The following is a 24,549-nucleotide window of genomic DNA, read 5'->3' as shown; positions in this document are numbered from 1 at the left end:
TGGGGCCTCCGGATCAGTCGGCGGAGCCGTCGGGCGCGGCCGCGAGCGTGCGGTGGCCGAGCAGGCGCCCGCGCGAGAGGACGAGGAGCACGGTCAGGTAGAAGGCCTCCACCCCCGCGCAGAAGGCCAGGGCCGTACCCACCCCGTCCTTCAGCAGGTAGGACGCGCCGGCCAGCGTCGGCGCGGCGAGCCCCGAGGCCACGAAGAGCCGCAGCGAGGCCACCCGGCCCAGGACATGGGCGGGGGAGCGGAGTTGCAGAGCCGTCATGAGCAGGGTCTGGGACGAACCCGCCGCGAAACCCACCGCCACCACGCAGCCCACGGTCGCGACCACGCCGACGTCCCGGGTCAGCAGCAGGAACGCGGCCAGCAGCACACCCATGGACAGCACCACCAGGCGCAGCGTCCGTTCCGTGGACTGGGAGCGCCAGGGCAGCAGGCCGGAGAGCATGACACCGGCCGGCAGCGCCGAGTTGACCACGGCGAGGGTGAGTGTGCTGCCGCCGAAGCGGTCGTCGACCAGCGGGACGATGATCAGGGTGAACAGGTACACGGCGACGTAGTCACCGGAGCACAGCAGGATGTGCGTGATGAGCCCGCGCTGCGCCCGCAGTTCGCGCAGCACCCCCGTCCGGCCCCGGGCCGCCGCGCCGCCCCCGGCGCCCCGCGCCGACAGATCCGGCAGGGTGCCCAGGATGAGCGCCGCCGCCCCGAAGGACACCGCGAGCACGCAGAAGCCCCAGACCGGCTCCAGGTACAGCAGCAGGGTGCCGGCCGGCGTGCCGAGCAGCGTGCCGGCCTGGAACGCCGCGTTGATCCTGGCGTTCAGCGCGGCGAGCCGTTCCTTCCCGGCCAGCTGCGGTGCCAGGGTGAACATGGCCGCCCGGTAGAAGGCCTGTACGACGCTGACCAGCGCCGCCCCGCAGATCAGCGGGACCACGGGGGAGTCCAGCCGGGACACGGCCGCCTCCAGGCCGATGGCGGCGCAGGCCGCGGCCTCGCTGAGCACGGCGAGCCTGCGCGCGCCGAGCCGGTCCACCACGTACCCCGCCACCAGCTGCACGACGGCGGCGATGGCGAAGTTCGAGACGAGGACCAGGGCGAAGTTCGACGCGCTGCCCGTGAGCCGGTACAGCACCGCGGCGACCAGGGCGTTGTTGCCGGCCAGGGCGATGTTGACGCAGAGCACCGCCGTCGGCACCTTCACCATGACGGTGCGCGGTCCCGGCAGGGCGCGGTCCGCGTCGGCCCGGACGCTCGTGCCGCTCATCCGGTCACCTCCACGACCACGCCACGGGCGGCCGCGAGAGCCGCGTTGAGGGCGAGGTTCGCGGACCCGGCACGGGTGCGGATCTGGCCGACGGCACCGCGGTAGTCCCCGGCGGCGCGGACCTCGTCCCCCGGGGCCGCGCTGCGGACCACCTGGACGACGTACGGGCCATCGCCGGCCTCCGCGAGCCCGTGGACCCGGCGCAGCCGGCCGGCCGTGGGGGCGTACACGGTGACCGTGCTGGAGCAGGTCCCGTTGTGGGCGGGGTCGGCGACGGGCCGTCCGAGGGCGGCCGAGCACAGCAGCTCCGGGACCGGCACCGTCAGGCAGTCGTTCATCATCAGGGAGAGCAGCCCCCCGCCCGTGCGGGCGTTGACCTCCACGACGACGGCCTCGTCACCGTCGGTGAGGATGAACTCGGTGTGCAGCATGCCCTGGGCGATCCCGGTGGTGGCCACCAGCGTCTCGACCGCCGCCCGCATCCGGGCCTCCGCCCGCTCGGGAACCCGTACCGGGAAGGTGTACGACACCTCGCAGAAGGCCGGACGCGGGCCCAACTGCCGGTCGGTGACGCCCAGATGACGACACCGCCCGTCCGTGACCAGCGTCTCCAGGCTGTAGAGCGGCCCGCTGACGTATTCCTCGGCCATCAGCTCGCCCCCCAGGTAGAGGTCCCCGGCCGTCAGGGTGTCGTACGCCGCCACGGCCTCCTCCGGCGTCCGGCACAGCAGCACGTCGAGGCTGCCGGTGCCGCGCGAGTTCTTGAGGACGACCGGACCGCCGATGTCCTCGGTGAACGCCCGGAGTTCGTCCGCCGTGCACGCCTCGGCCCAGCGCGGTGAGGGGATGCCCAGCTTGTCGTACAGCTCGCGGGCGCGCCGCTTGTCCCGGAAGGTGCGGACCGCCTCGACCGGGGCGAAGGGCGCGCCGACCGCCTCGGCCAGCGCGGCGGCGAAGAGCAGATGACGGTCGGTCGCGCAGACCACGCCGGGCCGGCCGGACCCGGCGTGCTCCCGGGCCGCGTCGAGGAGTTCGGCGGGGACCGCCTCGCCCTCGGTCGTCGGTACGACGTACAGCCGGCCACGCACGGCGAGCCCGGGCAGTACGTCCGCGCCCACCGCCCCCTGGTACTTGGCCGGGTCGGTGGTGACCAGGGCGGCGTCGATGCCCTGGGCCACCGCCCAGGCGAGGGCGCTCAGCCCGCTGCCGGTGAGCGGCGCTTCCACAAAGAAGATCATTCGGCGGTTCCTCGGCCTGACGCGGTGACGGTCCCGGTGGACCGTGCGGGAAGGGGGGTCGAGTGCTCGTAGGCGCCCAGCACCCGGTCGCTCAGCAGCCCGAGCGAGCTGAGATTGGCGAAGCCCGGGCCCTGGGCCAGGCCCGCGAGGCCCGGTACGTGCAGCCGGGGCCGCAGTCCGCGCAGGGCCAGGGACGCGTCCACCTCCCGGGCCAGGGCCGCCTCGTCCCGGAGCGAGATACCGAGGCAGGACTCCACCTCGCCGGCGGAGGCGTCGTCCAGCAGGGAGGTCAGCCGGTACAGGGGAGAGCCGCCGGTGCAGTTGACCACGAGATCGTAGTCGCGGCGCAGCACCTCACCCGGCTGGTCGACGGTCACCCGGATCCGGCCCGACGCCCCCGGACCCACGTACCGGATCCGGCCCAGCACGAAGGAGACCCCCCGGGCCCGGGACAGCTCCTCCAGCGCCCGCGGGGAGATCACCCCGCGGTCGGTGCGGGAGATGAAGTCCCGCCGGTCCTGCTCCGGAAGCTGCGGCCAGGCGGCCGTCTGCGGATCGGAGTAGACCCGGTCCTCCACGTACGACTCGGCCCGGGAGCGCGGCAGGTACGGGGAGACGATGGACACCGAGACGTCCTCGCCGAAGGTGTCCGCGACGTACAGCGCGTACGACGCCGCGCTCTCCCCGGCGCCGACCACGCAGATCCGGCTGCCGGGGCGCAGCGAGAAGGCGTGCAGGAGGTCGCGGGGGCCGGCCGGGGTCAGCAGCCGGTCGGTCACCTGCGGGTGGTGCGGCAGGGTGCCGGGTACGGCGTGACCGGTGAGGACGAGCCCGTCGAACGGCGTCTCGCGGCGCGTCTCGCCCTGGGCCCGGTGTTCCAGCACCCAGCCGTCCGGCCGGTACCCGAGGCCGGTCACCTCCGCGCGCCGGATGCGTACCCCGGTCACCGCCCTGGTCAGCACCCACTTGAGGTAGTCGGCGAACTGCCGGTGGGTGGGGGACGGCAGACCGGCGTCGATCCACTGCTGGTAGGACCCGGTGTCGATCAGATGGCTCTGCCAGGAGAACGCCTGCATCCGGGCGTCGACCTCCTTGCCGTCCGCCCCGAACCGGGCCGTACTGCGGTAGGGGAAGCCGACGTCCTTCTCGGCGCGGGTGCCCAGCCGCTCGGTGCCGCTGGTCCAGCCGGCCCGTCCGGTCCAGTGGGCGGCGATCTCGTTCCGCTCGAAGATCCGCAACTCCACGGAGGCCAGGCCGAGTTCATTCAGGACATGGGCCTTGGCGGCGAGGGCGGCGGCCTTCGGGCCGGCTCCCACGACCGCGACGCGTGCGCGGGGCGCGGTCACGCCGGGTCCTCCGCGCCGAGCGACAGGGCGAGGTGGTGGCAGTCGAAGTGGAAGCCGTTGCGCAGATACGCCTTGTGCGCGGCGTGCCGCTGGTGGCCGGTGTCGAGGTGGAACTCCTCGCAGCCCTCCTCGCGCGCGATGTCCTTCAGGGCACCGAGCAGAAGGCTGCCGACGCCGGTGCCCCGGGCCCCCTCGTCCACGATCAGGTCGTCCAGGTAGAGGATCCGGCCCCAGGCCATCGTGTGCAGCACACGGAACCCGGCGGCGCCGAGCACCGTGCCGGCGTGCTCCGCGTACACGATCCGGTAACCCTCCGGGCGCTGCCTCGCCCACCGCGCGAGGAACTCCTCCTCACCGGTGAGGTGCGGGCGCAACTGGACGAAGAGGGGCCAGCACCGGCGGACGGACTCCTCGTCGGTCGCGAAGCGGACATCGGCGGGCATGGACACACTCCTGATCGGCAGAGAAGAATCGGTTGGGGCGACGGTCAGTTCAGGCAGACCGTCAGGCAGAGGCCGATGCTGTTCATGGCCTCGCCGAGCACGGTGATGCCGCACTCGGCGCAGAGGCCGGCCAGCGCCTGCCGGGTGAAGGACTGGGACTGGAAGGCGTCCCCCGAGCGGAAGACGACACCCCCGTAGCGGCCGGGGCGTTCCTCCAACGGGCTGATACCGCACGCGGTGTAGTAGTCCCGGCGCAGCTCCGTGGCCGCGTCGAAGGCGTGGAACACGGACAGCACCGCGATCCCGCCGGCCTGTCGCAGACCCGTGAGCAGCGCCTCGGGGGACGGGAAGTTGCCCAGGAGGTTGAACGGGAGCAGCAGCAGCGGCCGGCCGCCGTCCAGCTCGCCGAGCCAGTCGGCGCACCGCATGGCGTCCCCCACCACGGCCCGGGCCCGGTCGTGCAGCCCCTCCTCCGCGATCCGGCGGCGCACCCGCTCCACCGCGGCCGCGTTGACGTCGATGCCCAGGTAGTCGATGCCCGCCGCCCGGGCCACTTCGAGGGACCGGCCGTCGTAGCAGCCGAGTTCCACGAGGGTCGCGCAGCCGTACCGCGAGGCCGCCTGGTGCACCGTCAGGCTCTCCATCTGCAGGAACGCCAGGAGCCCGTCGGGGAAGTGCGCGGCCCGCATGATGGCGGACGCCCCGTGCTGCTGGTAGAACACCACGTTGCCCGGCCCGGTTCCGGCTTCGTCGCCCAGCGCCTCGAGGCTCGCAGAGGTCACGCCACGCCTCCCTGTCGGCAGGTGAGGAGCGCCTGGGCCGCGTGCGTGGCCATTCCCGCCGCGAGGCGTACGCCGGATCCGTGCAGCCCGGTCACCGCGAACACGCCGTCCGCGGGGGAGAGCCGCAGCAGACGCGGGGTGGCGTCCGGGGTGTAGGTGTCGGCGAAGACCCTGGCGCGGGTCACCTCCCAGACGCCCGGTCCGACGACCGCGTCGAGGAAGGCGGCGGCCCGGCCGAGGACGTCCGCGGGCAGCGGCTGCTCCTCGGGCGGCACGTCCCACACGTCGTGCTTCACACTCATCGCGTACTCGCCGCCGGACACCGGGAAGAGGAAGATGCCGTCCTCGGCCGAGCCGACGCCGCACCGGACGGCGGCCGCCCCCGAGAGAGCGACCCGCAGCCCGTACACCCGCTTGGTACGCACCTCGGCACCGGCCCCGACCGCTTCACCCACGGCCCCGAGCACGGACCCAGGGACGGACCCCAGCGGGGACTCGGGGGCGGAGCCAAGCGGGGACTCGGGCGGGGTCCCGGGGGCCGACCGGGGCGTGAAGCCCGGCTGGGATCCGGGGGTGGACATGGGTGTGGCGCCCGGCAGGGATCCGGGGGTGGACTCCAGCGGGGAGCCGGAGGTGGACCCGGGCGTGGTCCCCAGCAGGGATCCGGGGGTGGACTCCAGCGGGGAGCCGGAGGTGGACCCGGGCGCGGTCCCCAGCAGGGACCCGGGGGTGGACTCCAGCGGGGACCCAGGGGTGGACCGCAGCGGGGAACCGGGGGCGGGCCCGGGTGTGGCGCCCGGCAGGGACCTGGGGGCGGAGCCCAGTGGGGTGACGGGTGTGGATCGCAGAGGGGATCCCGGTAGCCAGGGGCCGAGGGTCAGCACGCACTGGCGCGCACGCCACTTCGCACCGTCCGCGGTGACCGCCCGTACGCCGCCGTCGGCGGCCGGCGTCAGGTCCGTCACGCGCCGGCCCTCGGCCAGGCGCACGGACGGCCGCGCGGCCAGCCGCTCCACCAGCGCGGCGGTCAGCAGCCCCGGGTCGATGACATGGGCCTCCCCGGCGAACGCGGTCGTCCCGGCCGGCAGCCGCCACGCCCCGCCGGCCGGCCCGTCCACCGGGCGGGCCGGGGTGACCAGCGTCTCGGCCAGATGGGCGGCGGCCTCCGGGCTGCGCACCAGCCAGGCGAAGGGCAGCGGGGTGCGCGGGCGGTGGGCCGGCGCACCGCCCTCGAACTCCTTCCACCACTGCCGGCCGGCCTCGACCAGCTCCCGGTGGAACGGCGTGTGGGCGTACGGAATGTCGATGGCGCCCGCGTATCCGGTCGCGCCGCTTCCCCAGCCGTGCTGTTCCAGCACGGTGACGCGCAGCCCCGGGTCGTGCCGGGTCAGCACCTCCGCCAGGGTCAGGCCGACCACGCCCCCGCCGACCACCAGGACGTCCTCGTCGTTCACAGTTTCTTCCACCACATGCTGAGCACCACGAGGTCCTCGGAACCCTCGTTGGTGAGGGTGTGCTCCGAGTGCGGCGGCGCGACCACACGGGAGCCCGGGATCAGCCCGATGCGCTCGCCGTCGACCACGCAGTACCCCGCGCCCGACTGCACCGCCCAGGTCTCCTCGCTGGCGTGCCGGTGCGGCACGGTGGTGGTCCCGGGCGCCACCTTGAACACCATGGCCCCGTAGGCCAGGCCGTCCTGTTCGGTCTCGATCTCTCCGGAAATCACGACGTCCACGGGTCGCTGTCCTTTCACTTGTGCAGGGAGGCCGGCAGACACGCGTTGAGCTGGCTGCGCGTCAGGGTGCGCAGCCGGGGCATCCCGCCCCGCGGTGTCACGCGCGGCGGACCGTCCGTCAGCGCCGCCACATTGGGGCTGCCGGACTGCCCGGCCGCTTCCCACACCCGCTGTGCCGTCGCGGGCATCGCCGGTGCCGCGAGCAGGGCGAAGCCGAGCAGCCAGGCGGCCGCCGCCTCGGGGGTGGCGGTGAGGGCCGGCGCGCAGTCGAGCCACTGCTCCACGCAGGACCAGGCGGCCAACAGGTGGAAGGTGTCCGGGTCGAGCATCCCGGTCTGGTGACGGAGGGTGCGGGTCAGCGCCTCCAGGACCTCCGGGGAGGGCGCGGTGGCGCCGTCCGCCGGGAGGCGTTCGGCCGCCGCGGCGAGCGCGTCGCCCATCCGGGCCCCGACCTCGTTGTGGAAGGACAGGAACTCGTCGGCCTGGAACGCGGACCGGGTGAACTCCGGGTTGCGGAAGCACAGGTAGGCGCGGGTGAGGTCGGACTCCGCCTGCCCGAGGGAGACGATGTCGCCGCCCCAGATGACATGCCCGCGGCTGGTGGAGAACTTGCTGCCCTCCAGATCGTAGAAGTAGTTCACCAGCAGCGAGTCGACCGGCTTGTACGTCTTCTGGCCCAGGCCGCAGCCGACCGCGCCGACCATGAACGGGATCGCGTTGTCGATGCCGAAGGAGATGACCGTACGCACCTGCGAGTCCCGCTGGAACGGGTTCAGTCCGGAGCCGGTGATCTCCTTGTACCGTTCGCCGGCCACCAGGTGGCAGCCGATCAGCAGCGCCGAGTAGGAGAAGATCACCTGCCCGGGGGAGACGCCGTCCTCCTCCCACGGGATGCCCCACCGGCTGGGCACGGTGAGCCGGATGGAGGCGCCGTTCGCCGCCATGTACCGGTCGGCGATCGCCAGGAAGTCCGGCCGCTTGCAGACGGCGGCGAGCGCCTCCCGCAGCCGCTCCGGGCCGCCGGGCAGGTCGAGGTAGAGGGAGGCGATGTCGTCGAAGCGCAGCTCCCCGTCGAAGTGCGCGGTCGCCGGGTCGATCATCTGGGACGGCGAGAAGTGGCCGCCGCAGGACTCGCAGAAGAAACCGACCAGCGGCTGCGCGCAGTGCGGGCACCTGCCCTTCAGCCAGCCGCTCACCACGGCCTCGTCCACCCGGGGCCGCAGCGAGGTGGCGTGCGCGCCGGCCGCCTCCGAGTCGAGCACCGGCATGGGCTCGGTGCGCACCGCCGTGCTGCCCGACTCCACGATCTCGGTGAGGAAGTCCCGGTTCACCTCGGCGTACCGCTGCGCCCAGGTCTCGTCCAGCGGGTTGAGCAGGTCGTCGTAGGCGATGTCGAGGGCTGCCAGGTCGGCCCGGATGAGGCGGTGGTTGCGGTTCGCGACCTCGTCCGGGGTGACGCCGTCCTGGTGCGCGCGGACCAGGACGTGCGACTCGTGCGCGTCACTGACGGAGATCATGGTCGCCCGGCCGCCGCCGCGCAGGATGTGCCGGCGCAGCACGTCCATTTTCAGCAGCGGCCCCGCGATGTGTCCGAGGTGTGCCCGCCCGTTGGGCACGAGGCACACCGGTGTCAGGAAGAATTCTTGGCCTTCGAGAGAGAGGGGACCCATAGTCGGCTGCCTCGATGTCATGTCGGAGGTTTCAGAGGATGGACGTCGTACACAGGGACCGGTCGGACTCGGCGCGGTCGCGTGGCGGCCTGGCCCGCAGCACGAAGGCCGCGCGGCCCGACGCGCTGTACAGGACCGGTCCGTCGTCCGCCCGGTCCGCGGGGGCGACGCCCCCGGGAGCCCGGCGGGTGAGCCCGAACACGCCCTCGCAGAAGGCCGCGTAGGGACCGAGGAGTTCCGCCGGCATGCCGAGCGCGACCTGGTGGAGTCGCTCCGGGTGCGCGGCGGAGGATCCCGTCGCCGGGTGCGGGATCCAGGTACGGCCGGCGGGCAGCGCGTGGGCCCCGGGGGCGGGTTCGGGCAGCAGCGTGTGGACGAGGTCGCCGGGCCCGGAGACCACGGGCGCCCCCTGCGGTCCGTGCGTGACCGTCGCGCCGTACGCCCGCGCCGCCTCCACGGTCGCGGCGACGTCACCGCAGGTGACGGCGACGTCGGCGACACCCTCGCCGTTGCGGGCCAGGAATCCGCGCGTCGCCCAGCCGGAGGTGATCACCAACTGGGCGTCGCCGCGGCGCAGCAGCGCCGAACTCCGGTCGACCTCCACGCAGTCCGCGACCTGGTCGAAGCCACGCGTGGCGACGTAGTGCCGGACCGCGGAGATCTTGTCCCGGGTGTACAGCTCGACGTGCGCTATGTCTCGCACCGTCATGGGGTGTTGACTCCTTGTGAGGGTGAACCGTGGGGAGGGGCGCCGCGCTGCGGCCGTCGGCTACGACGCGACGGGCTGGGCGGCGTACTCCCGTTCGCGTTTCAGCTCGCCGGAGGTCTGGGCCATGCGGCCCACGGTCCGGCGCAGGATCGGCGGTGCCATGACCGAGGTGACCACGGCCACCAGCACCACGATGGTGTAGGAGGCGGAGTTGAGGACCTTGATGTTCAGGCCGACCGACGCCAGGACGATCTCCACGACGCCCCGGGCGTTGAGCCCGGCCCCGATGGCCAGGGCCTCGTCGTGGGCGAGCCGGCCCATCCGGGCCCCCAGGTATCCGCCGGCCAGCTTCGCCCCGACGGCGACCAGCAGCGTGATCAGCGCGGCGCCGAGGACCGCGGGGCGCCTCAGCGCGGTCAGGTCGACCTGGAGCCCCGCCGTCGCCAGGAACAGCGGTGCCAGGACGCCCATCACGAAGGGCCGCGCCGGCTCCAGGAAGCGCCGGCTCTCCGCGCCGAGGGACCCGACGATGGTGCCGCACAGGAAGGCACCGAGCATCGGCTCCATCTTCAGGGCGTGGGTCCCGGCCGCGGCCAGTACGAGCAGCACCACGACCACCGAGATGCCGAGGTCGGAGCCGTTCGCGGACCGCTCGGCCATGCGCATCACCCGGACCACCAGCGGCCGGGCCAGGAACACGGTCGCCGCCAGCACGAGCAGCAGGCAGCCCACCGACTCGGCCACCACCCCGGCCCGGAAGCCCACCGTCGCCGTGGCCGACACGATCGACAGCAGCAGCCAGCCCAGGATGTCGCTGACGGCCGCCGCGCCGATGATGACCTGGCCGACGTTCCGGTGCATCAGCTTCATGTCCAGCAGGGTCTTCGCGATCACGGGGAGCGCGCTGACCGCGACGGCCACACCGATGAAGAGCGCGAACACCGGACGGTGCCCGTTCTCGCCCATCACCGACGCGGGCAGCAGGAAGCCCAGGCCGATGCCGAGCGCCAGGGGCAGCAGCACGCTGCCCACGCTGACCCACCCGATGGCCACGCGCCGGCGGCGCAGCAGGCCGAGGTCGATGTGGGCCCCGGTGATGCCCACCAGCAGCAGCACGCCCAGCTGGGCCACCGCGCCGAGCAGGTGCATCTGCTCGGCGTCGTGGGGGAGCAGCCGGTCCGACACCGCGGGGGCGACGGTCCCGAGCACGGAGGGGCCCACGAGGATGCCGGCGGCGAGTTCGCCGACCACCGCCGGCAGGTTCAGCCGGGCCGCCAGCCGCCCGAGGGCGGTGGCGACGGTCAGCAGGACACCGATCTGCATCAGGAAGACGAGCATCGCGTCGTGGCTGATCCCGGGTACGGGTCCGACGGCGAAAGCCATCTCGGTTCCTTTCGGTCCAGCGGTCAGCTGGTGTAGAGGCCTTCTTCTTCCATCGCCCGCAGGGCCCGGTAGTCCCGCTCGATGTCCCGCGGGTCCTCCGCGGCCAGGTAGACGTAACCCGGCGAGCTGATCAGGTCGACCGTCTCCCCGAGGTACTCGCCCGCGGTGACGCCGTGCGTGAGGAACACCAGGGTCGGCAGCGCCTCCAGGCGGGCCGTCCAGTCCAGCGAACGCACCAGCCCGGCCGAGGAGTTGATCAGCGCCACGTTGCGTACGGCACCACGCCAGGTGACCGCCGTGTCCTCGAAGTCCCGCAGCCGGCCGGGGGCCACCAGCAGGTCGGCCAGCAGACCGGTCTGGGAGGTGCCCGAGTACCGTTCGACCACGTCCGGTGCCGTCCCGCCGCCGAGCCGGGCACCCGACTCGATGAGCACGGGGCCGCGCTCGGTCAGCATCACCTCGGTGTGCGCCGCGCCCCACCGCACGCCCAGCGCGTCCAGGGTCGCGCCGACGAAGCGGCACAGCGGTCCGGCCTCCGCCGAGCCGACCGGCACCGGTTCCTCGAAGTCGTAGACCGGGTAGCCGGCGCTGCCGGTCCGCTTGGTGTACCGCCACAGCTCGGCCACCCGGTGCTCCCCGTCGCAGGAGACGGTGTTGGCGTAGTACTCGACCCCGTGCAGCCGCTCCTGGACCAGGACCACCGGGTTGGGCTGGCCGAAGAAGTTGTCGACGGCGAGCACCGTCTTGCACGCGGCGTGCACCTCGTCGGCGGTCCGGCAGAACCGCACGTTGTCGGTTCCGGCGCTGCTCGGCGGCTTGACCACGGCCTCGCTCAGGCCGCCCGAGACGAACCAGTCCACGGCCTCGTCCGCGTCGGCGAACGCCCCGCCGTGCGGCACGGCCACGCCGGCCGCGGCGGCGGTCTCGCCCATGAGCTGCTTGTCGCGCCGTGCCGCGAGCGTCTCGTACCGGTTGCCCGGCAGCCCCATGAGGTGGGTGAGGGTGTCGGCGAGGATCACCCCCGACTCGGTGCCGGCCACGACCCGGTCCACGCCCAGTGCGGCGAGCCGCCCGGCCAGGTGCGCCGGTTCGGCCGTCCCGTCGAGCAGCGCCTCGAAGTCCTCGGGGCGGAAGCTGCGGGTGTAGTAGGCGGGCGGCGTGGGGGAACTCTGCACATGGACCAGGGCGGTGCCGCGCTCGCGGAGGGCGCGGACGAGGGCGCGTCCGGTCGAGAAGCCGTCGACCACTGCGATCTTCATGATGTCTCTTCCGGGGCTCTCGTGGGTCAGGCCGGCGCGTCGGTCGCGTCGCCGTCGGTCTCGTAGAAGGAGCAGGCGACCCGGGCCCCGCCCGACATGCTCACCACGCCGACCTCGGGGTCGGTGCTGCCGCGGACCAGGCAGCCGTTGTAGCCGTCACCCCCGGTGATCCGCGGATCGGTGAGGAACACGCCCCAGTTGAGGAAGAGTTCCTGGGTGCCCTGGCCCTCGTCCGCCGGGAAGACCTCGGGGACCGGCCGGATGCGTTCCTGCACCACGTACGGCCCGTCGAGCGCCTCCGTGAGCCGGTCCCGCCACTCCTCCGGACCGACCGTCCAGCCGGGCACGATGCCGCTGCCGCCGTGCAGCAGGGTGGGCTTGAGGATCAGGTCCGCCTGGTGGGCCCGGGCGTGGGCGAGGAGGTCGATCCGCTCGCCCGCGGCGTCCGTCGCCGTCCGGCGCACATGCCGGGTCCACGGCAGGAACCGGTCGATGCAGGCGCGTTCGGCCGCCGAGAACGCCGAGCGGTTGCGGTCGTCGGAGAGCATGGCGAGGGCGCCCTTGTTGCCGTACAGCTCGGCGTCCAGGCGGCTGAACATGCCCACCCGGCCCTCTTCGAAGGCGCGCAGCAGCGGCTCGACCAGCGCGAGGTCGGCGGGGGTGGCGATCTCCTCCACGAGGAAGAAGCGGTACACCACGTCGATGACCCGCCCGTGCGCCTCCAGCCGGCCGCCGCGCTCGGTGACCTGGCCCACGTGGCAGGGCACCGCGTCGATGCCGACGGAGTCGAAGAGCGCCGCCATGACCTTCAGCCGGGGCTCGTACGTCTTGAAGCTCTCCGGCCAGTCCACGAGGGCCACCACCGGACGGCGGCCGGAGTCCATGTGCGCGGCGCACTCCGCGTACAGCGTGTCGACGATGCCCTGGAAGGTGTCGACGTAGCCGAGGCCGTGCTCGGCCACGAAGGAGGCCAGCACCGGGTGCCGGAGCATGGCCCGGTTGATGCCGGTGTTCTCGAAGCCGCCGAGGGCGCTGGTGATGTTCAGCTCCAGCAGCTTGAAGCCGTCGGCGCCCCGGTAGAGGTCCGAACGGGCCAGCGCCATCAGGGGCGGCCCCGCCTTCGCGGCCCGCTGCACCACGTCGGCCTGGGTGTCGGTCATGCCGACCTCCCGGGCCAGGGCACCGGTGTCGCCGCCGAAGAGCCGGTCCGGGAGCTGGGTGAGCAGCTGGTGGGTCTGGTACAGGTCGGCGGCGACGGAGCGGCGCTCGGCGGCGGACAGGAAGACCGGCGAGGCGAGGAAACGGCCCTGGTAGGCGACCGTGACGAGGTCGTCGGCCACCACCTGGCGGGTCAGCTCGACCGGGTCGACGCCCTGCCGGGCCAGCAGCTCCAGGTACTGCGTGCCGAGACCCGACCGGGGGGCGTGCGGGAGCTGGGTCATGGGTGGTTCTCTTTCGGTCGGTGCGGATGTGTTCGGGGCCGGTCCGGTACGGCGCTGCCGCCGGGAGCGGCTGGAGCGCCCTTTCGAAGGGCCTGGAGGGTGCCGGGGCCTAGACGGCTTCGAGCCGCTTGCGGACGCCGAAGGCCAGGAGGAGCGCGACGAGAGCCATGACGCCGACGCCGAGCGCGTACACCGCCGGCGTCCCGTGACTCTTGGAGACCACTCCGGCCAGCGCCGCCCCGAGGGGCAGGGCGCCCCAGGCGAAGAGCCGGTAGATGCTGTTGACCCGGCCCTGGAGGTCCTTCGGGACCAGCGTCTGGCGCAGGACCACGGTCACGACGTTCCAGGTGACGGTGGCACAGGCGCCGAGGGCCAGCGCCAGCCCGACGGCCCATGCCGAGGGCACCAGCCAGATGACCAGGTTGCTGCAGCCGATCGCGGAGACGACGCAGACCAGCGCCCATCCCTTGCCGATCCGCTCCACCAGCGGGGACGACAGCCGGGCGGCGGTGATCGCGCCGACGGCCTGGCAGGCCACCAGCACGCCGTACCCGAAGTCGGAGAGGCCGAGCTTTTCGTGGGCGTGGACGACGAGCACCGCCAGCGCGCCGGTGTACACGATGTTGATGGCGCCGGCGGTCAGGGACAGGCTGCGCAGCAGCCGGTGCCGGAACAGCCAGCGCAGCCCGGTGGCCATGTCGGTGAGCAGCCGCGGGCGTTCCTTCGCCGCCGGGGTGCCCTCCGCCTCGCCCGGGAGCGTCCGCAGCCGGCTCAGCAGGGTCGCGGAGGTGAAGAAGGTGGCCGCGTTCACCGCGAACGGGACCGCGGGGGCGAGCACGAACAGCGACGACCCGATGAGCGGCCCGACGAACTGGCTGCCCACCGTCTCCGAGCTCATGATGCGCCCGTTCGCCACGACGAGGTGCTCCTCGGGGACGACGGACGGCACCAGGATCTGGGCGGCGTTGCGGAAGAAGGTCTCGCAGGTGCCGATCAGGAAGAAGCACAGGTACAGCGCCCACAGGTTGCCCAGTCCGAGGGCGACCGACAGGACGAACAGGGTGACCAGGGAACCCCGGAACAGGTCGATGTACGTCATCGTCCGGCGCCGGTCGGCCCGGTCGACCAGGACCCCCGCCGGGATCCCGAACAGGGCGTACGGCAGGGTCAGCGCCACGCTCACGCCCGCGATGAGCCGGGGGTCGTCCGTCAGGGTGCTCGCCAGCAGGGGCGCGGCGGCCAGGGACACCCCCTCGCCGATGGCCGAGGCGGCCGAGGCGCCCCACAGTCGGGTGAACTGCCAGCCCAGCCCGGGGCGCGGGGGAGCGGCGCTGACCCCGGGCTCCGTGCTCAGCGATGCGTCGCTCGTCACGTGCTCTCCTTCTGAACCGGGCTGTCCCGCGTTCGTTCGTGCTGGTCGAAGCGATGGCCGGCGCCCGCGAACCGTGTCCCGGCGCCGGTCCCTCAGGCGAGGGGCAGCGACTTCAGGCGGTCCAGGCAGGTGCGCAGCTGGTCCAGGGAGACGAACTCGTCCGCCGTGTGCGCCTCGGTGATGAAGCCGGGACCGCAGACGACGGTGGGGATGCCCGCGTGCTCCCAGATGAGGCCGGCCTCCGTGCCGAACGGGACGTACCGGGGCTCCTCGGCCGTGCCGAAGGCCTTGCGGACGAAGGTGACGAACTCGTGGTCCGGCTCGATGGCGAAGGACGGGGTGTCGGACAGCTGCTCGACGGTGACCTCCGCGACGTCCGACAGGGCCCGCATGCCGCCGAGCAGTGCGCCGGTCGCGTGGCCGTGCAGGTCCGCGGCGATGCCGTCGCAGCCGTGCTCGGGGATGTTGCGGATCTCCAGCTCGACCACACAGCTCTCGGGGACGATGTTGGGCTTCACCCCGCCGTCGATCCGGCCGATGTTGATCCACGAGTGACCGATGTCGAACCGCTCGTCGTGGGGGCCCTCGGTGCGGAACTCCTCGTTGCGGGACTGGGCGTGGCCGGCCAGCGCGGCGGCGGCCACGATCGGGTTCGGCAGCTGCGGGGCGAGCGCGGCGTGCTTGGGCTCGCCGGTGAAGGTGACGCGGTGGTTCTGCTTGCCCTTGTGGCCCACCACGACGTCCAGCCCGGTCGGCTCGCCGACGATGCAGCCGGTCACACGCCCGCGCCAGGTGCGCATCTCCTCGACCAGCCGACGGGCGCCGACACAGCCGATCTCCTCCTCATAGGTGAGCATGAGGGTGACGGGCGTGGTGAGGCGCGCGTGGTCCGCCTGGGAGAGGATGGCGAGGCAGCAGGCGATGAAGCCCTTCATGTCCGCGGTGCCGCGGCCGATCGCCGCGTCCTCGGTCAGCCGCAGCGTGAAGGGGTCCGCCGACCACGACTGGCCGTCCACCGGGACCACGTCCGTGTGTCCCGACCAGACGACACCGCGCTCGCCGCCCCCGCCGGGGCCCGCGGTCGCCACCAGGTTGGCCTTGGTCCGCGCCTCGTTCCGGTGCAGTTCGCTGTCGATGCCGTTACCGGCCAGCAACTCCCGGACGTACTCGATCAGTTCGAGGTTGGACTTGTGGCTGGTGGTGTCGAAGCCCACCAGGCGCTCGAGGATGTCGAGCATGTGGGCGTACAGCTCGCTGTCGGAGCAGCGTACGGGGATACCAGAGGACATGATGGCTCGCTGACGGTTCGGGGTGGGCGGTCGGCCGAGGGGACGCGAGCGCCCGGCCGGGGGTGGTTTCCGGGCGCTCGCGAGTGAGGAGACCGGCCGCTTGTGTCTCCGGCGGCCGGGCGTGGGCTCAGGGAGCCGAGGTGGCGGACAGCCTGCTGTGCCCGACCTCCGGGAGCGACGGCGTCACCGGCTGACCGGCCGTGGTCAGGCGGAGGAGCCGGCGCACGTACCGCTCGTCCAGGTCCTTCGTCGTCGCGGAGTGCAGGACGCAGCGGTTGTCCCAGACCACGACGTCGAGCGGGCTCCACTTGTGGCGGTAGACGAAGCGGTCGCTGGTGATGTGCGCGATCAGCTCCTCGATCAGCGCCGTGCTCTCGTCCTCGGGCATGCCCTCGATGCCGATGACGCTGCCGATGACGCGTGGCTGGACGAACAGCGTCTCGCGGCCGGTGTCCGGGTGCCGGCGCACGAGCGGGTGGGTGATCTCCGGGGTCTGCTTGCGCTCCTCGGGGCCGATGTACTTCCAGCGGGCCCACGGGTCCTCACGGTCCGGCGACCAGCGGTACTGGTGGCGCACGCGCAGGGTGCGCAGGTAGGCCTTGCGCTCCTCGGGCAGCGCGGCGAAGGCGGCCTCGGCGTCGGCGAACAGGGTGTCGCCGCCGGAGTCCGGGATCTCGATGCCGTGCAGCATCGTCGCGCTGCCGGGGACGAGCTTGTAGGAGTAGTCGGAGTGCCAGCCCTGGCCGGAGGTCTTCATCTCCTTGTTGCGGCCCGGCTCGTTCTGGTTCGAGAGGTACGTCAGGGTCGGCTCGTCGGGGTGCCGCAGCTTGAGGACGTGGTGCTCCTCGGGGCGGCCGAAGATGGTGCCGAATTTGGCGAACGTACCGGCGGATATGTCCTGGGCACGGAAGACAAGAACCTTGTGGTCCAGGTAGGTCTCGAAGATCGCGCGACCCTGTTCGGCAATCACCTCAGGGGTGAGCGCGAGGTCTTTCACCTCGGCGGCGAAGGTCTCGGCGAGGCGGTCCGCGACGACCGCAGAATCAGCAGCCACTCTATTTCCTTTTCAGTCCAGCATTCATCGATCAGAGGCTGTGTGTGCCTGCTGCGCGCTCAGCGGAAATCCCGGCAGAAGAAGACACGGTGCGATCGCTCGTTCTTCTCGGAATGAGTCAGTTCGTACTGGAGAGCCTGGTAGAAGGCGATGTTGTCGGTCATTTCTGCCCGGGTCCACAGCCGTACGCCCTTCAGGCCGGCCGACCGCGCCATTGTTTCCACCAGTGCGACCAGCGTCTTCCCTGTTCCCTGGCCCTGGCAGGAAGGCCTGACCGCCAGATTGCGCAGGATCAGATAGGGGCCGTCCGGTTCCACCGTCACCATGCCGAGGATCCGGCCGTCGGCGACGGCGACGTGGGTGCGACCGGAGGCGGCCACCTGGTCGTAGTCGAGCAGCAGGGGCGCCGGCGGTTCGTCCACCAGGTCGAGGTACTTCCCGTAGGCCTCGCGGGCGATCTCCGCCAGCTCCGAGCTGTCGGCCGCCACGGCCGGGCGCGTCCGTGGCCGGGCGCCCTTCGCGTTACTCGCCATGTGTGTCCCGTTCTGGTTCCCCGCGGGGAGCCGTCCGGCCTTCGGGTCAGGCGTCCTGCGCGGTGCGGCCGAGGCCCAGCGTCCGGGCTTCGCGGCTGCCCTCGAAGTAGGAGCTGGCGTAGACCTGCTCGCCGTCCTCGGACGCGACCTTCTCGTTGAAGTCGCTGCCGACGTTGTAGTCGAACGTGACCCGGGGGAAGGCCAGCGCCTCGACGCGCTCCTTGTCGTACTGGGCGTCGACCGAGGAGAAGCGCAGCGCGTAGGCGAGCCGGGAGGGGAGCGGGCCCTCGCCGAGCTGGACGCTGCGGTGCAGGACGTACTTGTCGAAGATGAGCGCGTCGCCCGGCTCGAAGGAGTCCTCCACGGCGAAGTGGTCCAGCAGGCCCTTCATCTCCGGCGAGTTCAGCAGGCTGTTCTTCAGGACGCTGAAGTCGTCGTAGGTCAGCTCCTGGCCGGCGGCGATCCGGTCCTTCATGTAGCCCGGCAGCAGGTTGATGTGCTGGTACACGAACTCGCCGGACAGCAGCTTCTTGGAGACGTACTTCATGCCGCCGCGCTGGCCGCCGGCGTCGACGGGGGTCAGCGGCGTCCAGATGGTGTAGCCCGAGTCCGCACGGCGCTGGAAGCCGAAGCTCTGGGTGCCGACGTGCCACGGGAAGCCGGTGCTCTTGTTCTTCTCCAGCTCGAATCCCAGGCCCTGGGTGAAGAACAGCCGCTCCCCGGTGAGCTTCGCCATGGCGGCCCCGAATTCCGGGTCGCCCATGGCGGAGAGGATCGTCGCGTCGTCGTTGCCGATGTCGTACTTCAGCTTGCTGAAGCCGGAGCCGTAGTTGTCGGCGGGCGGGGCGATCTGCGCGGTGCTGAGCTTCTTCATGTGCTCGACGAGATCGTCGGAGAAGATTTTGTTGAGCTTCAGGAAGCCGTGCTCCCGGAAGTTCGCTACGTCCTCGTCGGTGAGAGAGAATTCAGGGTTGATCATTGCTTCTTCCAGGATCCGATCTACACGCCGAAAATTCGCCATGACGGTAGCAATGATCTTGCTGTGGGGGAAGCGTTCAAGGGCGCGGGGCATCAACCGGTCCTGCGCGGCGCGGACGTGATGCCGCGCTTCTCCAAATCCTGGGCGAATTCCAGCCACTGCGCCGCATACTGCCGCGCGAGCCGGCCCACCAGCGGTTCGCAATGCCGGGGCACCACGGCACTCAAATCCGACCATTCGGCGAGCGCGTTGTATTGCAGAAGGCGCAGCAGACCGCGCCCCTCCTCGCGCAGCCGCAGAGCGGGGTCCTTGCTCAGCTTCCCCAGCAGCGACTCCGGGCGGGTGTGCTCCGCGAAGTCACGGACGGGGCCGGTCTGTCCCGGTGCCGTCTCCTGGGCGCCGGGCGGGTTCTCGACGGCGGCCAGCCGGGCCGCCTCCGGTGCGGCGGCACGGGGCGCGGCCGTCCGCGCCGGCATGGCCACGGGCGGTTCACCCGCGAGGATGCGTTTTCGTACGTCGCTGGCCGTGGCGGGGGAGATGCCCGCGAGACGCGCGATCTCGCGCAGGGACGCGTTCGGGTTCTCGGCCATCACCCTGGCCGCCCGCCAGCGGCCCTCCATCACGTTCACCGGCCGCGCCCGGCCGTCCTGGCCGACGCGCTTGTCCAACTGCTGCTCGGCATCGGTTGAACAGCGGCGGACGGCCGCCACGGCCTTCGCGCTCAGCCCCGAGGCGCGGGCGATGGCCCGGGTGGACAGATGCGGGTGCGAGGCGATGATGCGGGCGGCGGCGGCGCGCCGGTCGGCGAGCGACAGGGGCCGGCCGTGCGTCACGTTGACCTCGACCGCCCGGAGGAAGGCGTCGGCGTCGTTGCCCTCGAAGAACTCGACCTCGATGCACTCGTCGCCGCGCAGCAGTGCGGCCAGGAGGCGGTGCCGGCCGTCGATCACGGTCATGTCGCAGCGGCGGACCAGGATCGGGGGCAGCGGGGTCTCCAGGGCGGCCAGCCGGGCGGCGTACTCCTCGTCCACGCCGTCGAGCCGCGGGGACTCACCGGGCAACAACGCGCGGACCGGAACAGACGCTCCGTCCGCTCCGACAGCTGTGCGTGTGTCTGCCTCCGCGCTGGCGGAGGCGGCAGACGTGCTCCCGGGCCTCTTGGCGTCCGCTTGCTGCATGATTCCCCATTTTTCCCATACTCGTCCGGCCATGGGAGTGACAGCCTTTTCGTTCGTTGGGTGCCGTTCTGGGCCATCACTCCGGCGCGGGACTTCATGGGACCCGCACGCCGCGAAATCGCCTCGGCTGCAGCCGAGATGACGTCATGATCAAGGTTCGATAGCGATCCTGTCGAGGGAACCGGTGATGAACACCAGGGATACGCGTCACCTGTGCCAAAGCTGTGACCAGGACAAATTGACCGCGCACGGAACTCGGCGTAGTCGACCGTCGGCCGATTATGGAAACTCTGAGTGAACTGGCCTGCTCAGCTGCTTAGTTGGCTGGTCTTATCCGAAACGGAGAGTGACGAAAACGGCTGACCGTGGTCACTTGCCATTGTCGGCCGGGGCGCCTGCCAGTGCCTGCCCGCTTCATGGTCACGGCCGTGGAGGGGTGCGCCGCCACCGTGGCCGTGCGTCGCCGGCGCGGCATCCAGGCGTGGGCGCGGCAGGTCGGTTCGGTGACCGGGGCACGGGGGTACTCGTGGGCCGGCACGTATCCCGACGGAATTGTGGGAGGTGAGGGGAGTGACAACCTCTCCCAGGTCGCCGATGGAAACCCATCCCGACATCATCGCCATGCGCAACCGCCACGAGATGGCGGAACGGGCCACCAGTACGCCCAGGGCGCAAGCCATCGAGACGCTGGCTCTGCTCACCGGGGTGTATCTGGCCGCCTCCCCGTGGATAGCGGGATTCAGCAACCTGTCGACGTTGGCGGTCACGAACCTGATCGTCGGCATCACCTATGCCCTGCTGATGAGCGGTGGATTCGGCCGCGCGTACGAACGTACGCACAGCATGGCCTGGGCGGCCTGCGCGCTGGGCCTGTGGACCGTCATCGCGCCCTGGGTCGTCGCCGGGGACGTCAGCACGACCAGGACCGTGGTGAACAACGTCATCGTCGGAGTCCTCGGCCTGCTGCTGGGCCTGGCCGCGAGCTCCGTCGCCGGTGAACGGCGGCCGTCGCGGGCCGAAGGCCGTATGACCGCCTCATAGGAGGAGGCGTCGTCCATGGACCGCCGCGGACGCCGGCACGGCGCAGGCGCCGACCCGTCGGACCCGTCGGACCCGTCGGCGGGGACATCCCGGTGATCGCCGCCGACGGGGACATCCCGGTGATCGCCGTCGGCGGGACATCCCGGTGATGGTGATCGCCGTCGGCGGGTGATCTACGGTGGCCCGGCGCCGGGGGCCGGCCGGAAGCCCGCCACCGGCCGGGAGCGCGCCATGGCCGCTGACCCCTCGCGTGCCATGGCCGCTGACCCCTCGTGCGCTCAGCCGCCGGTGCCGCCCTCGGCGCGGTGGACCTCCTCGGCCAGCTCTTCCTTCTTCATCGAGGAACGCCCCTCGACACCCAGTTCCCGGGCCTTCTCGTACAGTTCCTCCCGGGTCTCCCCACCGGCCCCCCGCTGCCCGCCGGAGCCGGCCTCGGCGCCGCCGGCCCCGACACGCCGGCCCGCCAGTGCCTGGGACCGGCGCTGCGCGAAGGCCAGCCCGAGTTCCTGCAGCCGCGCGGGCTCCAGAGCCTCCCTCAGCGCGGGCAGGATGCTGTTCTCCTCTTCCTCGACATGGTGCAGGACGGCGCTCGTCCACTGCTCCAGGGCCCGGTCGAACTCCTCGCTCTCCACATCCATGCCGAGCAGCCGCTTACCGAGGCTCTCGGCCTCGTGGTGCTCCTCGGCGGCGTGCTCGGCCTCCTGCTTCTGGCCGGCCTCACGGGCCAGAACCGGGTAGACCTGCTCCTCCTCCGCCTCGCTGTGGGCCTCCAGCATGGCAACCGCAAGGGGCAGCGCCAGCGGACGGGAGCTTCTGTCCTTGGTCATCATGTCGAACAGGCGCTGCAGCTCGCGGTGGTCGGTGGTCAGCATGCTGATGACGTCGTCAGCCATGTCGGGCCCTTTCGCCTCTGGGTGCGGGTCTCTTTCGATCACGGGTTTCCCGCGCGGATATGCCCGAATCCTCCGGCATTCCTGATGCGTCCAGAAGGGCGCCGCGCTGCGTGGCACGGCTACTGGCGCGGGCCGTCGTACCGACGGGGGTGCCTCCCGGGCGGGTGACCTCACCGGGCTGCTCAGGGGCCGGCGTCGTAGACCAGGAGGCCGTCACCGCGAAGGCGCACACCTGGCGTGGGGGCGTGCGCCGTGAGGCGTCCGTCGTGCATCAGGTGCAGAACGAGCGCGCCGTGGGCCAGGACGGCGAAGTCGGCGATCAAGCGCCGGTGGCATCGCCACCACACCGCCTCACTGCACATCACCGCAGTACGCCCCTCACCTGCCTGCCGCATCAGGACACCCATCGCGGTGACGAACTCCGAGCTGCGTGTGTGGGCGGCGTAGCCACGGAAGGAGTCGTTGCGCCACACGGTGTCGGGTGAGTCCGGCGACGGCTTGCGCCACCCGCCCAGCCGCCGCTCCCACCGGTAGGCGATGTCCTCCTCGGGCATCCACTGGGCCAGCCGCTGACGTGACAGGTCCGGATCACGGCGACTGCCCGGCGCGGTCCTGACGTCCACGACGGCCGTGACGCCGGCTTCCCGCAGCAGCTCGGCCAGCGTGGTCCGGCCGGCCGTGCCGTGACCGAACGTGATCAGCTCCAGGCGCGGCGGGGACGTGCCGCCCGCGGGCCCGTTCCGGACATGGCCCATACACCGAGTGCACCACGCGCCGGCCGACGCGCCATTCGGCTGGTCCCTCCGCCGCCTCGTCCATGCGCCGGCCTCCCCCGGGCCGGTGCCTGCGGCCTTCGAAGGCCGGGATGCTCGACGTCGCCGAGGTCCTGCCCGCGGCTTGGAGAGGGATGACGGATCGGGCTGTGGATCTCGTCGTACGGATCAGGTGGCCGGCATGTCGAGCTGGAGTTCGCGGGTGCGGCGGAGGAGCGGAAGCCCAGGGCGCGGTTGACCGCGAGCATGTGGACGTTGTCCTCGGCGTTGTCCGTCTCGATCTCGACGACACCGGGATGCTCGGCGCGCAGCCGGCCCACCATGGCGGCCTTGACCCACAGGCCGAGCCCGTGGCCGCGGTGCGCGGGCACGACCGCGGTGTCGTACTGCTGGGCACGCGGCCCGGAGCCCCGGGGGAGCAGGATCTCGGTGTAGTCGGCCATGGTGCCGTCGACGTGGACGGCGGCGATGGTCAGCAGTGTGTCTCCGCGGCCGGCGATCACCTCGGCCATGGCGCGGACGCGGTCGGCGTCCCACGCGACGCTGCCGTAGTCCAGGTCGCCGACGGGCATGTCGTTCATCGCGTTCTTGGCCTCGGCGAAGGCGTCGGCGAGGTCGTCGGGGACCGTTCCCGTCCAGTCGGTCAGACGGTAGCCGGGGTGCTCGGCATCGGCGATCCGCGGCAGGTCGGCCGCGGTCGGCCCGTCGAGGCGCAGGATGAGGTGGTCCAGGGTGAGTGCCCGGCGGAAGCCGTGGCGTTCGCTGAACGCCTCGCCCGGGCCGTCGGCCGCGACCGCGGCGATCAGGCTGCGCCGGTTCTCGGTCCGGCAGGCCGCCACGACCGCCGACAGCAGGCGGGAGCCGGTTCCCAGGCGGCGGTGTGCGGGGTCGACGTGGAGTTCCAGTTCGGCCAGGTGCTCCTGGCCCGGGGAGGTGAACACCCGCAGGCGGACAGCCCGGCGAGCTGCCGAGGAACTGCTCCGGGGCGGCCACGAAGTCGCCAAAGACAGGCCGTGCAGACAGAGCACTCCACCGCGCCCCGGGCAGCCTCAACGCCAGCCTCGACACCTACAGCGTGCAGCGCCTGCACACCCGCGAGCCGCTCGCCGCCCTCATCCTCACCGGCGGCGGCCACACCTGCTGGATCCGCACCCAGGACGGCACCCTCTGGCTCGCGCCCTAGAGGGAAGGCTGTCGGCTACTCGGGCAACGGCTGCCACGCCCTCGCCCGCCTCGTTGACGTCCTCCTCGACGACATCTCCGCCCCCGCCGCCCGCCCGAATGACCCGGCAGCACCGCGCGGCCTGGTCGAACTGCTATGGGACACCCCCGACGACCGTACGACCACCTACACCCGGGCTCAGTTGCTCGCCGTCCGGGCCGGCTGACTGCGCGCTGGTGGCAGCACAGGCAGCACGGTCGGCCTTCCTCTGAGCGCGGGTCGAACCGGAGGACCAGCGGAGCCCTCGGGCACGCCGTCCCGATGAGCCCGCCTGGCGATCAGAGCAGGGCGTGCGTGAGACACCCCGCGTGCGGGAACGGCTTGCGGTTGCCGGTCATCGGGAGGATCTCGGCTCGCCGGCGGCGGCCACCTGTGGAGGCACGGGTCAGCACGACCATGGCGTTGACGCCGTGGGAGCGCTCGCCGCGGTACCGCTCGACAGCGCGCTCCGCATCCTCACCGACGGCGGTGAGGATCTCCTCGACGAAACAGAAGGGGCAGCCGCGCTCCAGCCGCGCGGCCATGACGGGAAGGCGTTCCCCTCGCGTCCGGACAGCGACGAATCCGGTGCTCGAGACCCCCACCGTGGTCGACTCGGGGCCGTCCGGTCCGCACACCGCGAGCACGCGCTGCCGCAGCTGCTGCTCCTCGACCACCGGGATGGAGGGGACCACGGTCTGCAGGACGGTGGCCACGACCGCACCCAGCACGCAGAACCCGGCAATCACCCAGGCGACGACCGCCATCCAGCCCGGGGTCCAGCGCTCGGCGGCGAACGTGCCGACCCCGGCCCACACCCCCAGGCTCAGCCGGTCCCGCCAGCGGGGCGGGTCGTGTCGCAAGATGCGCAGCAGGTCCCACAGCGCCAACGCCAGGGACACCAGCACGGCGCCGTAAGCGGCGTTCACTGCCACCTGACCCGGCTCTGCCCCAGGGGC

23 protein-coding genes are annotated in these 24,549 nt (G+C 72.1%); 1 reads left to right on the top strand and 22 read right to left on the bottom strand.

Features of this window, described 5'->3' with window-relative positions; all coding sequences use genetic code 11:
- Positions 1–13: 13 nt before the first annotated feature.
- From ACZ4U1_RS25365 to ACZ4U1_RS25280, 18 genes are all read right to left on the bottom strand, one after another.
- A complete protein-coding gene (locus ACZ4U1_RS25365) occupies positions 14–1,270 on the bottom strand; it encodes an MFS transporter (protein WP_467906193.1) in 1,257 nt (418 codons plus the stop codon).
- On the bottom strand, positions 1,267–2,508 hold the full coding sequence (locus tag ACZ4U1_RS25360) for an ATP-grasp domain-containing protein (protein WP_467906191.1): 1,242 nt from the start codon (positions 2,506–2,508) through the stop codon (positions 1,267–1,269). The genes ACZ4U1_RS25365 and ACZ4U1_RS25360 overlap by 4 nt, the downstream gene beginning before the upstream one ends.
- Positions 2,505–3,854 carry a SidA/IucD/PvdA family monooxygenase gene (locus tag ACZ4U1_RS25355; protein WP_467906189.1) on the bottom strand — a complete coding sequence of 450 codons (1,350 nt, stop codon included), beginning with the start codon at positions 3,852–3,854 and terminating at the stop codon, positions 2,505–2,507. The genes ACZ4U1_RS25360 and ACZ4U1_RS25355 overlap by 4 nt, the downstream gene beginning before the upstream one ends.
- Positions 3,851–4,297, bottom strand: coding sequence for a GNAT family N-acetyltransferase (locus ACZ4U1_RS25350; RefSeq protein ID WP_467906187.1), 447 nt, complete (start codon positions 4,295–4,297; stop codon positions 3,851–3,853). Before ACZ4U1_RS25350 ends, ACZ4U1_RS25355 begins: the two co-directional genes overlap by 4 nt.
- Before the next feature lie 44 nt (positions 4,298–4,341).
- A complete protein-coding gene (locus ACZ4U1_RS25345) occupies positions 4,342–5,079 on the bottom strand; it encodes a class I SAM-dependent methyltransferase (protein WP_467906186.1) in 738 nt (245 codons plus the stop codon).
- Positions 5,076–6,533 carry an NAD(P)/FAD-dependent oxidoreductase gene (locus tag ACZ4U1_RS25340; protein ID WP_467906184.1) on the bottom strand — a complete coding sequence of 486 codons (1,458 nt, stop codon included), beginning with the start codon at positions 6,531–6,533 and terminating at the stop codon, positions 5,076–5,078. The genes ACZ4U1_RS25345 and ACZ4U1_RS25340 overlap by 4 nt, the downstream gene beginning before the upstream one ends.
- Entirely contained in the window at positions 6,530–6,814 is a 285-nt protein-coding gene (locus ACZ4U1_RS25335) for a cupin domain-containing protein (RefSeq protein WP_467906183.1), read from the bottom strand. The genes ACZ4U1_RS25340 and ACZ4U1_RS25335 overlap by 4 nt, the downstream gene beginning before the upstream one ends.
- 14 nt (positions 6,815–6,828) lie before the next feature.
- A complete protein-coding gene (locus tag ACZ4U1_RS25330; protein WP_467906181.1) occupies positions 6,829–8,484 on the bottom strand; it encodes a class I tRNA ligase family protein in 1,656 nt (551 codons plus the stop codon).
- Between the two features lie 31 nt (positions 8,485–8,515).
- A complete protein-coding gene (locus ACZ4U1_RS25325; protein WP_467906179.1) occupies positions 8,516–9,193 on the bottom strand; it encodes a VOC family protein in 678 nt (225 codons plus the stop codon).
- 60 nt (positions 9,194–9,253) lie between these two features.
- On the bottom strand, positions 9,254–10,576 hold the full coding sequence (locus tag ACZ4U1_RS25320; protein ID WP_467906177.1) for a cation:proton antiporter: 1,323 nt from the start codon (positions 10,574–10,576) through the stop codon (positions 9,254–9,256).
- 23 nt (positions 10,577–10,599) lie between these two features.
- Positions 10,600–11,835 (bottom strand): hypothetical protein, encoded by a 1,236-nt coding sequence (locus ACZ4U1_RS25315; RefSeq protein WP_467906175.1) that lies wholly within the window; start codon positions 11,833–11,835, stop codon positions 10,600–10,602.
- Positions 11,836–11,861: 26 nt separating this feature from the next.
- Entirely contained in the window at positions 11,862–13,277 is a 1,416-nt protein-coding gene (locus ACZ4U1_RS25310) for a hypothetical protein (protein ID WP_467906173.1), read from the bottom strand.
- A gap of 109 nt (positions 13,278–13,386) precedes the next feature.
- Positions 13,387–14,649, bottom strand: a complete 1,263-nt coding sequence (locus tag ACZ4U1_RS25305; protein WP_467906171.1) for an MFS transporter — start codon at positions 14,647–14,649, stop codon at positions 13,387–13,389.
- A gap of 92 nt (positions 14,650–14,741) precedes the next feature.
- Positions 14,742–15,938 carry an acetylornithine deacetylase gene (argE, locus tag ACZ4U1_RS25300; RefSeq protein ID WP_467906169.1) on the bottom strand — a complete coding sequence of 399 codons (1,197 nt, stop codon included), beginning with the start codon at positions 15,936–15,938 and terminating at the stop codon, positions 14,742–14,744.
- Between the two features lie 127 nt (positions 15,939–16,065).
- Positions 16,066–16,992 carry a TauD/TfdA dioxygenase family protein gene (locus ACZ4U1_RS25295; RefSeq protein WP_467906168.1) on the bottom strand — a complete coding sequence of 309 codons (927 nt, stop codon included), beginning with the start codon at positions 16,990–16,992 and terminating at the stop codon, positions 16,066–16,068.
- Between the two features lie 59 nt (positions 16,993–17,051).
- Positions 17,052–17,525: a GNAT family N-acetyltransferase gene (locus tag ACZ4U1_RS25290; protein ID WP_467906166.1), complete on the bottom strand. Its 474-nt coding sequence runs from the start codon at positions 17,523–17,525 to the stop codon at positions 17,052–17,054.
- A gap of 46 nt (positions 17,526–17,571) precedes the next feature.
- Complete coding sequence (locus tag ACZ4U1_RS25285) at positions 17,572–18,504, bottom strand: phytanoyl-CoA dioxygenase family protein (protein WP_467906165.1); 933 nt, start codon at positions 18,502–18,504, stop codon at positions 17,572–17,574.
- A 92-nt stretch (positions 18,505–18,596) separates the two neighbouring features.
- The gene (locus tag ACZ4U1_RS25280) at positions 18,597–19,568 is read right to left on the bottom strand and encodes a ParB/RepB/Spo0J family partition protein (protein WP_467906163.1); all 972 of its coding nucleotides are present in this window, start codon (positions 19,566–19,568) and stop codon (positions 18,597–18,599) included.
- Between the two features lie 708 nt (positions 19,569–20,276).
- On the opposite strand from ACZ4U1_RS25280, the gene ACZ4U1_RS25275 reads away from it, so the two are divergent.
- Positions 20,277–20,723, top strand: coding sequence for an SPW repeat protein (locus tag ACZ4U1_RS25275; RefSeq protein WP_467906161.1), 447 nt, complete (start codon positions 20,277–20,279; stop codon positions 20,721–20,723).
- A 278-nt stretch (positions 20,724–21,001) separates the two neighbouring features.
- On the opposite strand, the gene ACZ4U1_RS25270 is transcribed toward ACZ4U1_RS25275, so the two are convergent.
- From ACZ4U1_RS25270 to ACZ4U1_RS25255, 4 genes are all read right to left on the bottom strand, one after another.
- The gene (locus ACZ4U1_RS25270) at positions 21,002–21,616 is read right to left on the bottom strand and encodes a hemerythrin domain-containing protein (protein ID WP_467906159.1); all 615 of its coding nucleotides are present in this window, start codon (positions 21,614–21,616) and stop codon (positions 21,002–21,004) included.
- A 182-nt stretch (positions 21,617–21,798) separates the two neighbouring features.
- A complete protein-coding gene (locus ACZ4U1_RS25265) occupies positions 21,799–22,371 on the bottom strand; it encodes a DUF488 domain-containing protein (protein ID WP_467906157.1) in 573 nt (190 codons plus the stop codon).
- Positions 22,314–23,330 (bottom strand): GNAT family N-acetyltransferase, encoded by a 1,017-nt coding sequence (locus ACZ4U1_RS25260; RefSeq protein WP_467906155.1) that lies wholly within the window; start codon positions 23,328–23,330, stop codon positions 22,314–22,316. The genes ACZ4U1_RS25265 and ACZ4U1_RS25260 overlap by 58 nt, the downstream gene beginning before the upstream one ends.
- A gap of 559 nt (positions 23,331–23,889) precedes the next feature.
- Complete coding sequence (locus ACZ4U1_RS25255; protein ID WP_467906153.1) at positions 23,890–24,519, bottom strand: hypothetical protein; 630 nt, start codon at positions 24,517–24,519, stop codon at positions 23,890–23,892.
- Between the last annotated feature and the right edge of the window lie 30 nt (positions 24,520–24,549).

It is taken from the genome of Streptomyces sp. NPDC028928 (assembly GCF_055564915.1).
This window is presented reverse-complemented; position numbering and strand designations above follow the sequence as displayed.

Excerpts from the sequence above, each read along its gene's own strand:
- ACZ4U1_RS25360 (WP_467906191.1), bottom strand. The coding sequence starts at position 2,508 with ATGATCTTCTTTGTGGAAGCGCCGCTCACCGGCAGCGGGCTGAGCGCC.
- ACZ4U1_RS25325 (WP_467906179.1), bottom strand. The coding sequence starts at position 9,193 with ATGACGGTGCGAGACATAGCGCACGTCGAGCTGTACACCCGGGACAAG.
- ACZ4U1_RS25265 (WP_467906157.1), bottom strand. The coding sequence starts at position 22,371 with ATGGGCCATGTCCGGAACGGGCCCGCGGGCGGCACGTCCCCGCCGCGC.
- ACZ4U1_RS25315 (WP_467906175.1), bottom strand. The coding sequence starts at position 11,835 with ATGAAGATCGCAGTGGTCGACGGCTTCTCGACCGGACGCGCCCTCGTC.
- ACZ4U1_RS25330 (WP_467906181.1), bottom strand. The coding sequence starts at position 8,484 with ATGGGTCCCCTCTCTCTCGAAGGCCAAGAATTCTTCCTGACACCGGTG.
- ACZ4U1_RS25290 (WP_467906166.1), bottom strand. The coding sequence starts at position 17,525 with ATGGCGAGTAACGCGAAGGGCGCCCGGCCACGGACGCGCCCGGCCGTG.
- ACZ4U1_RS25270 (WP_467906159.1), bottom strand. The coding sequence starts at position 21,616 with ATGGCTGACGACGTCATCAGCATGCTGACCACCGACCACCGCGAGCTG.
- ACZ4U1_RS25350 (WP_467906187.1), bottom strand. The coding sequence starts at position 4,297 with ATGCCCGCCGATGTCCGCTTCGCGACCGACGAGGAGTCCGTCCGCCGG.
- ACZ4U1_RS25320 (WP_467906177.1), bottom strand. The coding sequence starts at position 10,576 with ATGGCTTTCGCCGTCGGACCCGTACCCGGGATCAGCCACGACGCGATG.
- argE (WP_467906169.1), bottom strand. The coding sequence starts at position 15,938 with ATGTCCTCTGGTATCCCCGTACGCTGCTCCGACAGCGAGCTGTACGCC.
- ACZ4U1_RS25275 (WP_467906161.1), top strand. The coding sequence starts at position 20,277 with ATGGAAACCCATCCCGACATCATCGCCATGCGCAACCGCCACGAGATG.
- ACZ4U1_RS25285 (WP_467906165.1), bottom strand. The coding sequence starts at position 18,504 with ATGATCAACCCTGAATTCTCTCTCACCGACGAGGACGTAGCGAACTTC.
- ACZ4U1_RS25365 (WP_467906193.1), bottom strand. The coding sequence starts at position 1,270 with ATGAGCGGCACGAGCGTCCGGGCCGACGCGGACCGCGCCCTGCCGGGA.
- ACZ4U1_RS25310 (WP_467906173.1), bottom strand. The coding sequence starts at position 13,277 with ATGACCCAGCTCCCGCACGCCCCCCGGTCGGGTCTCGGCACGCAGTAC.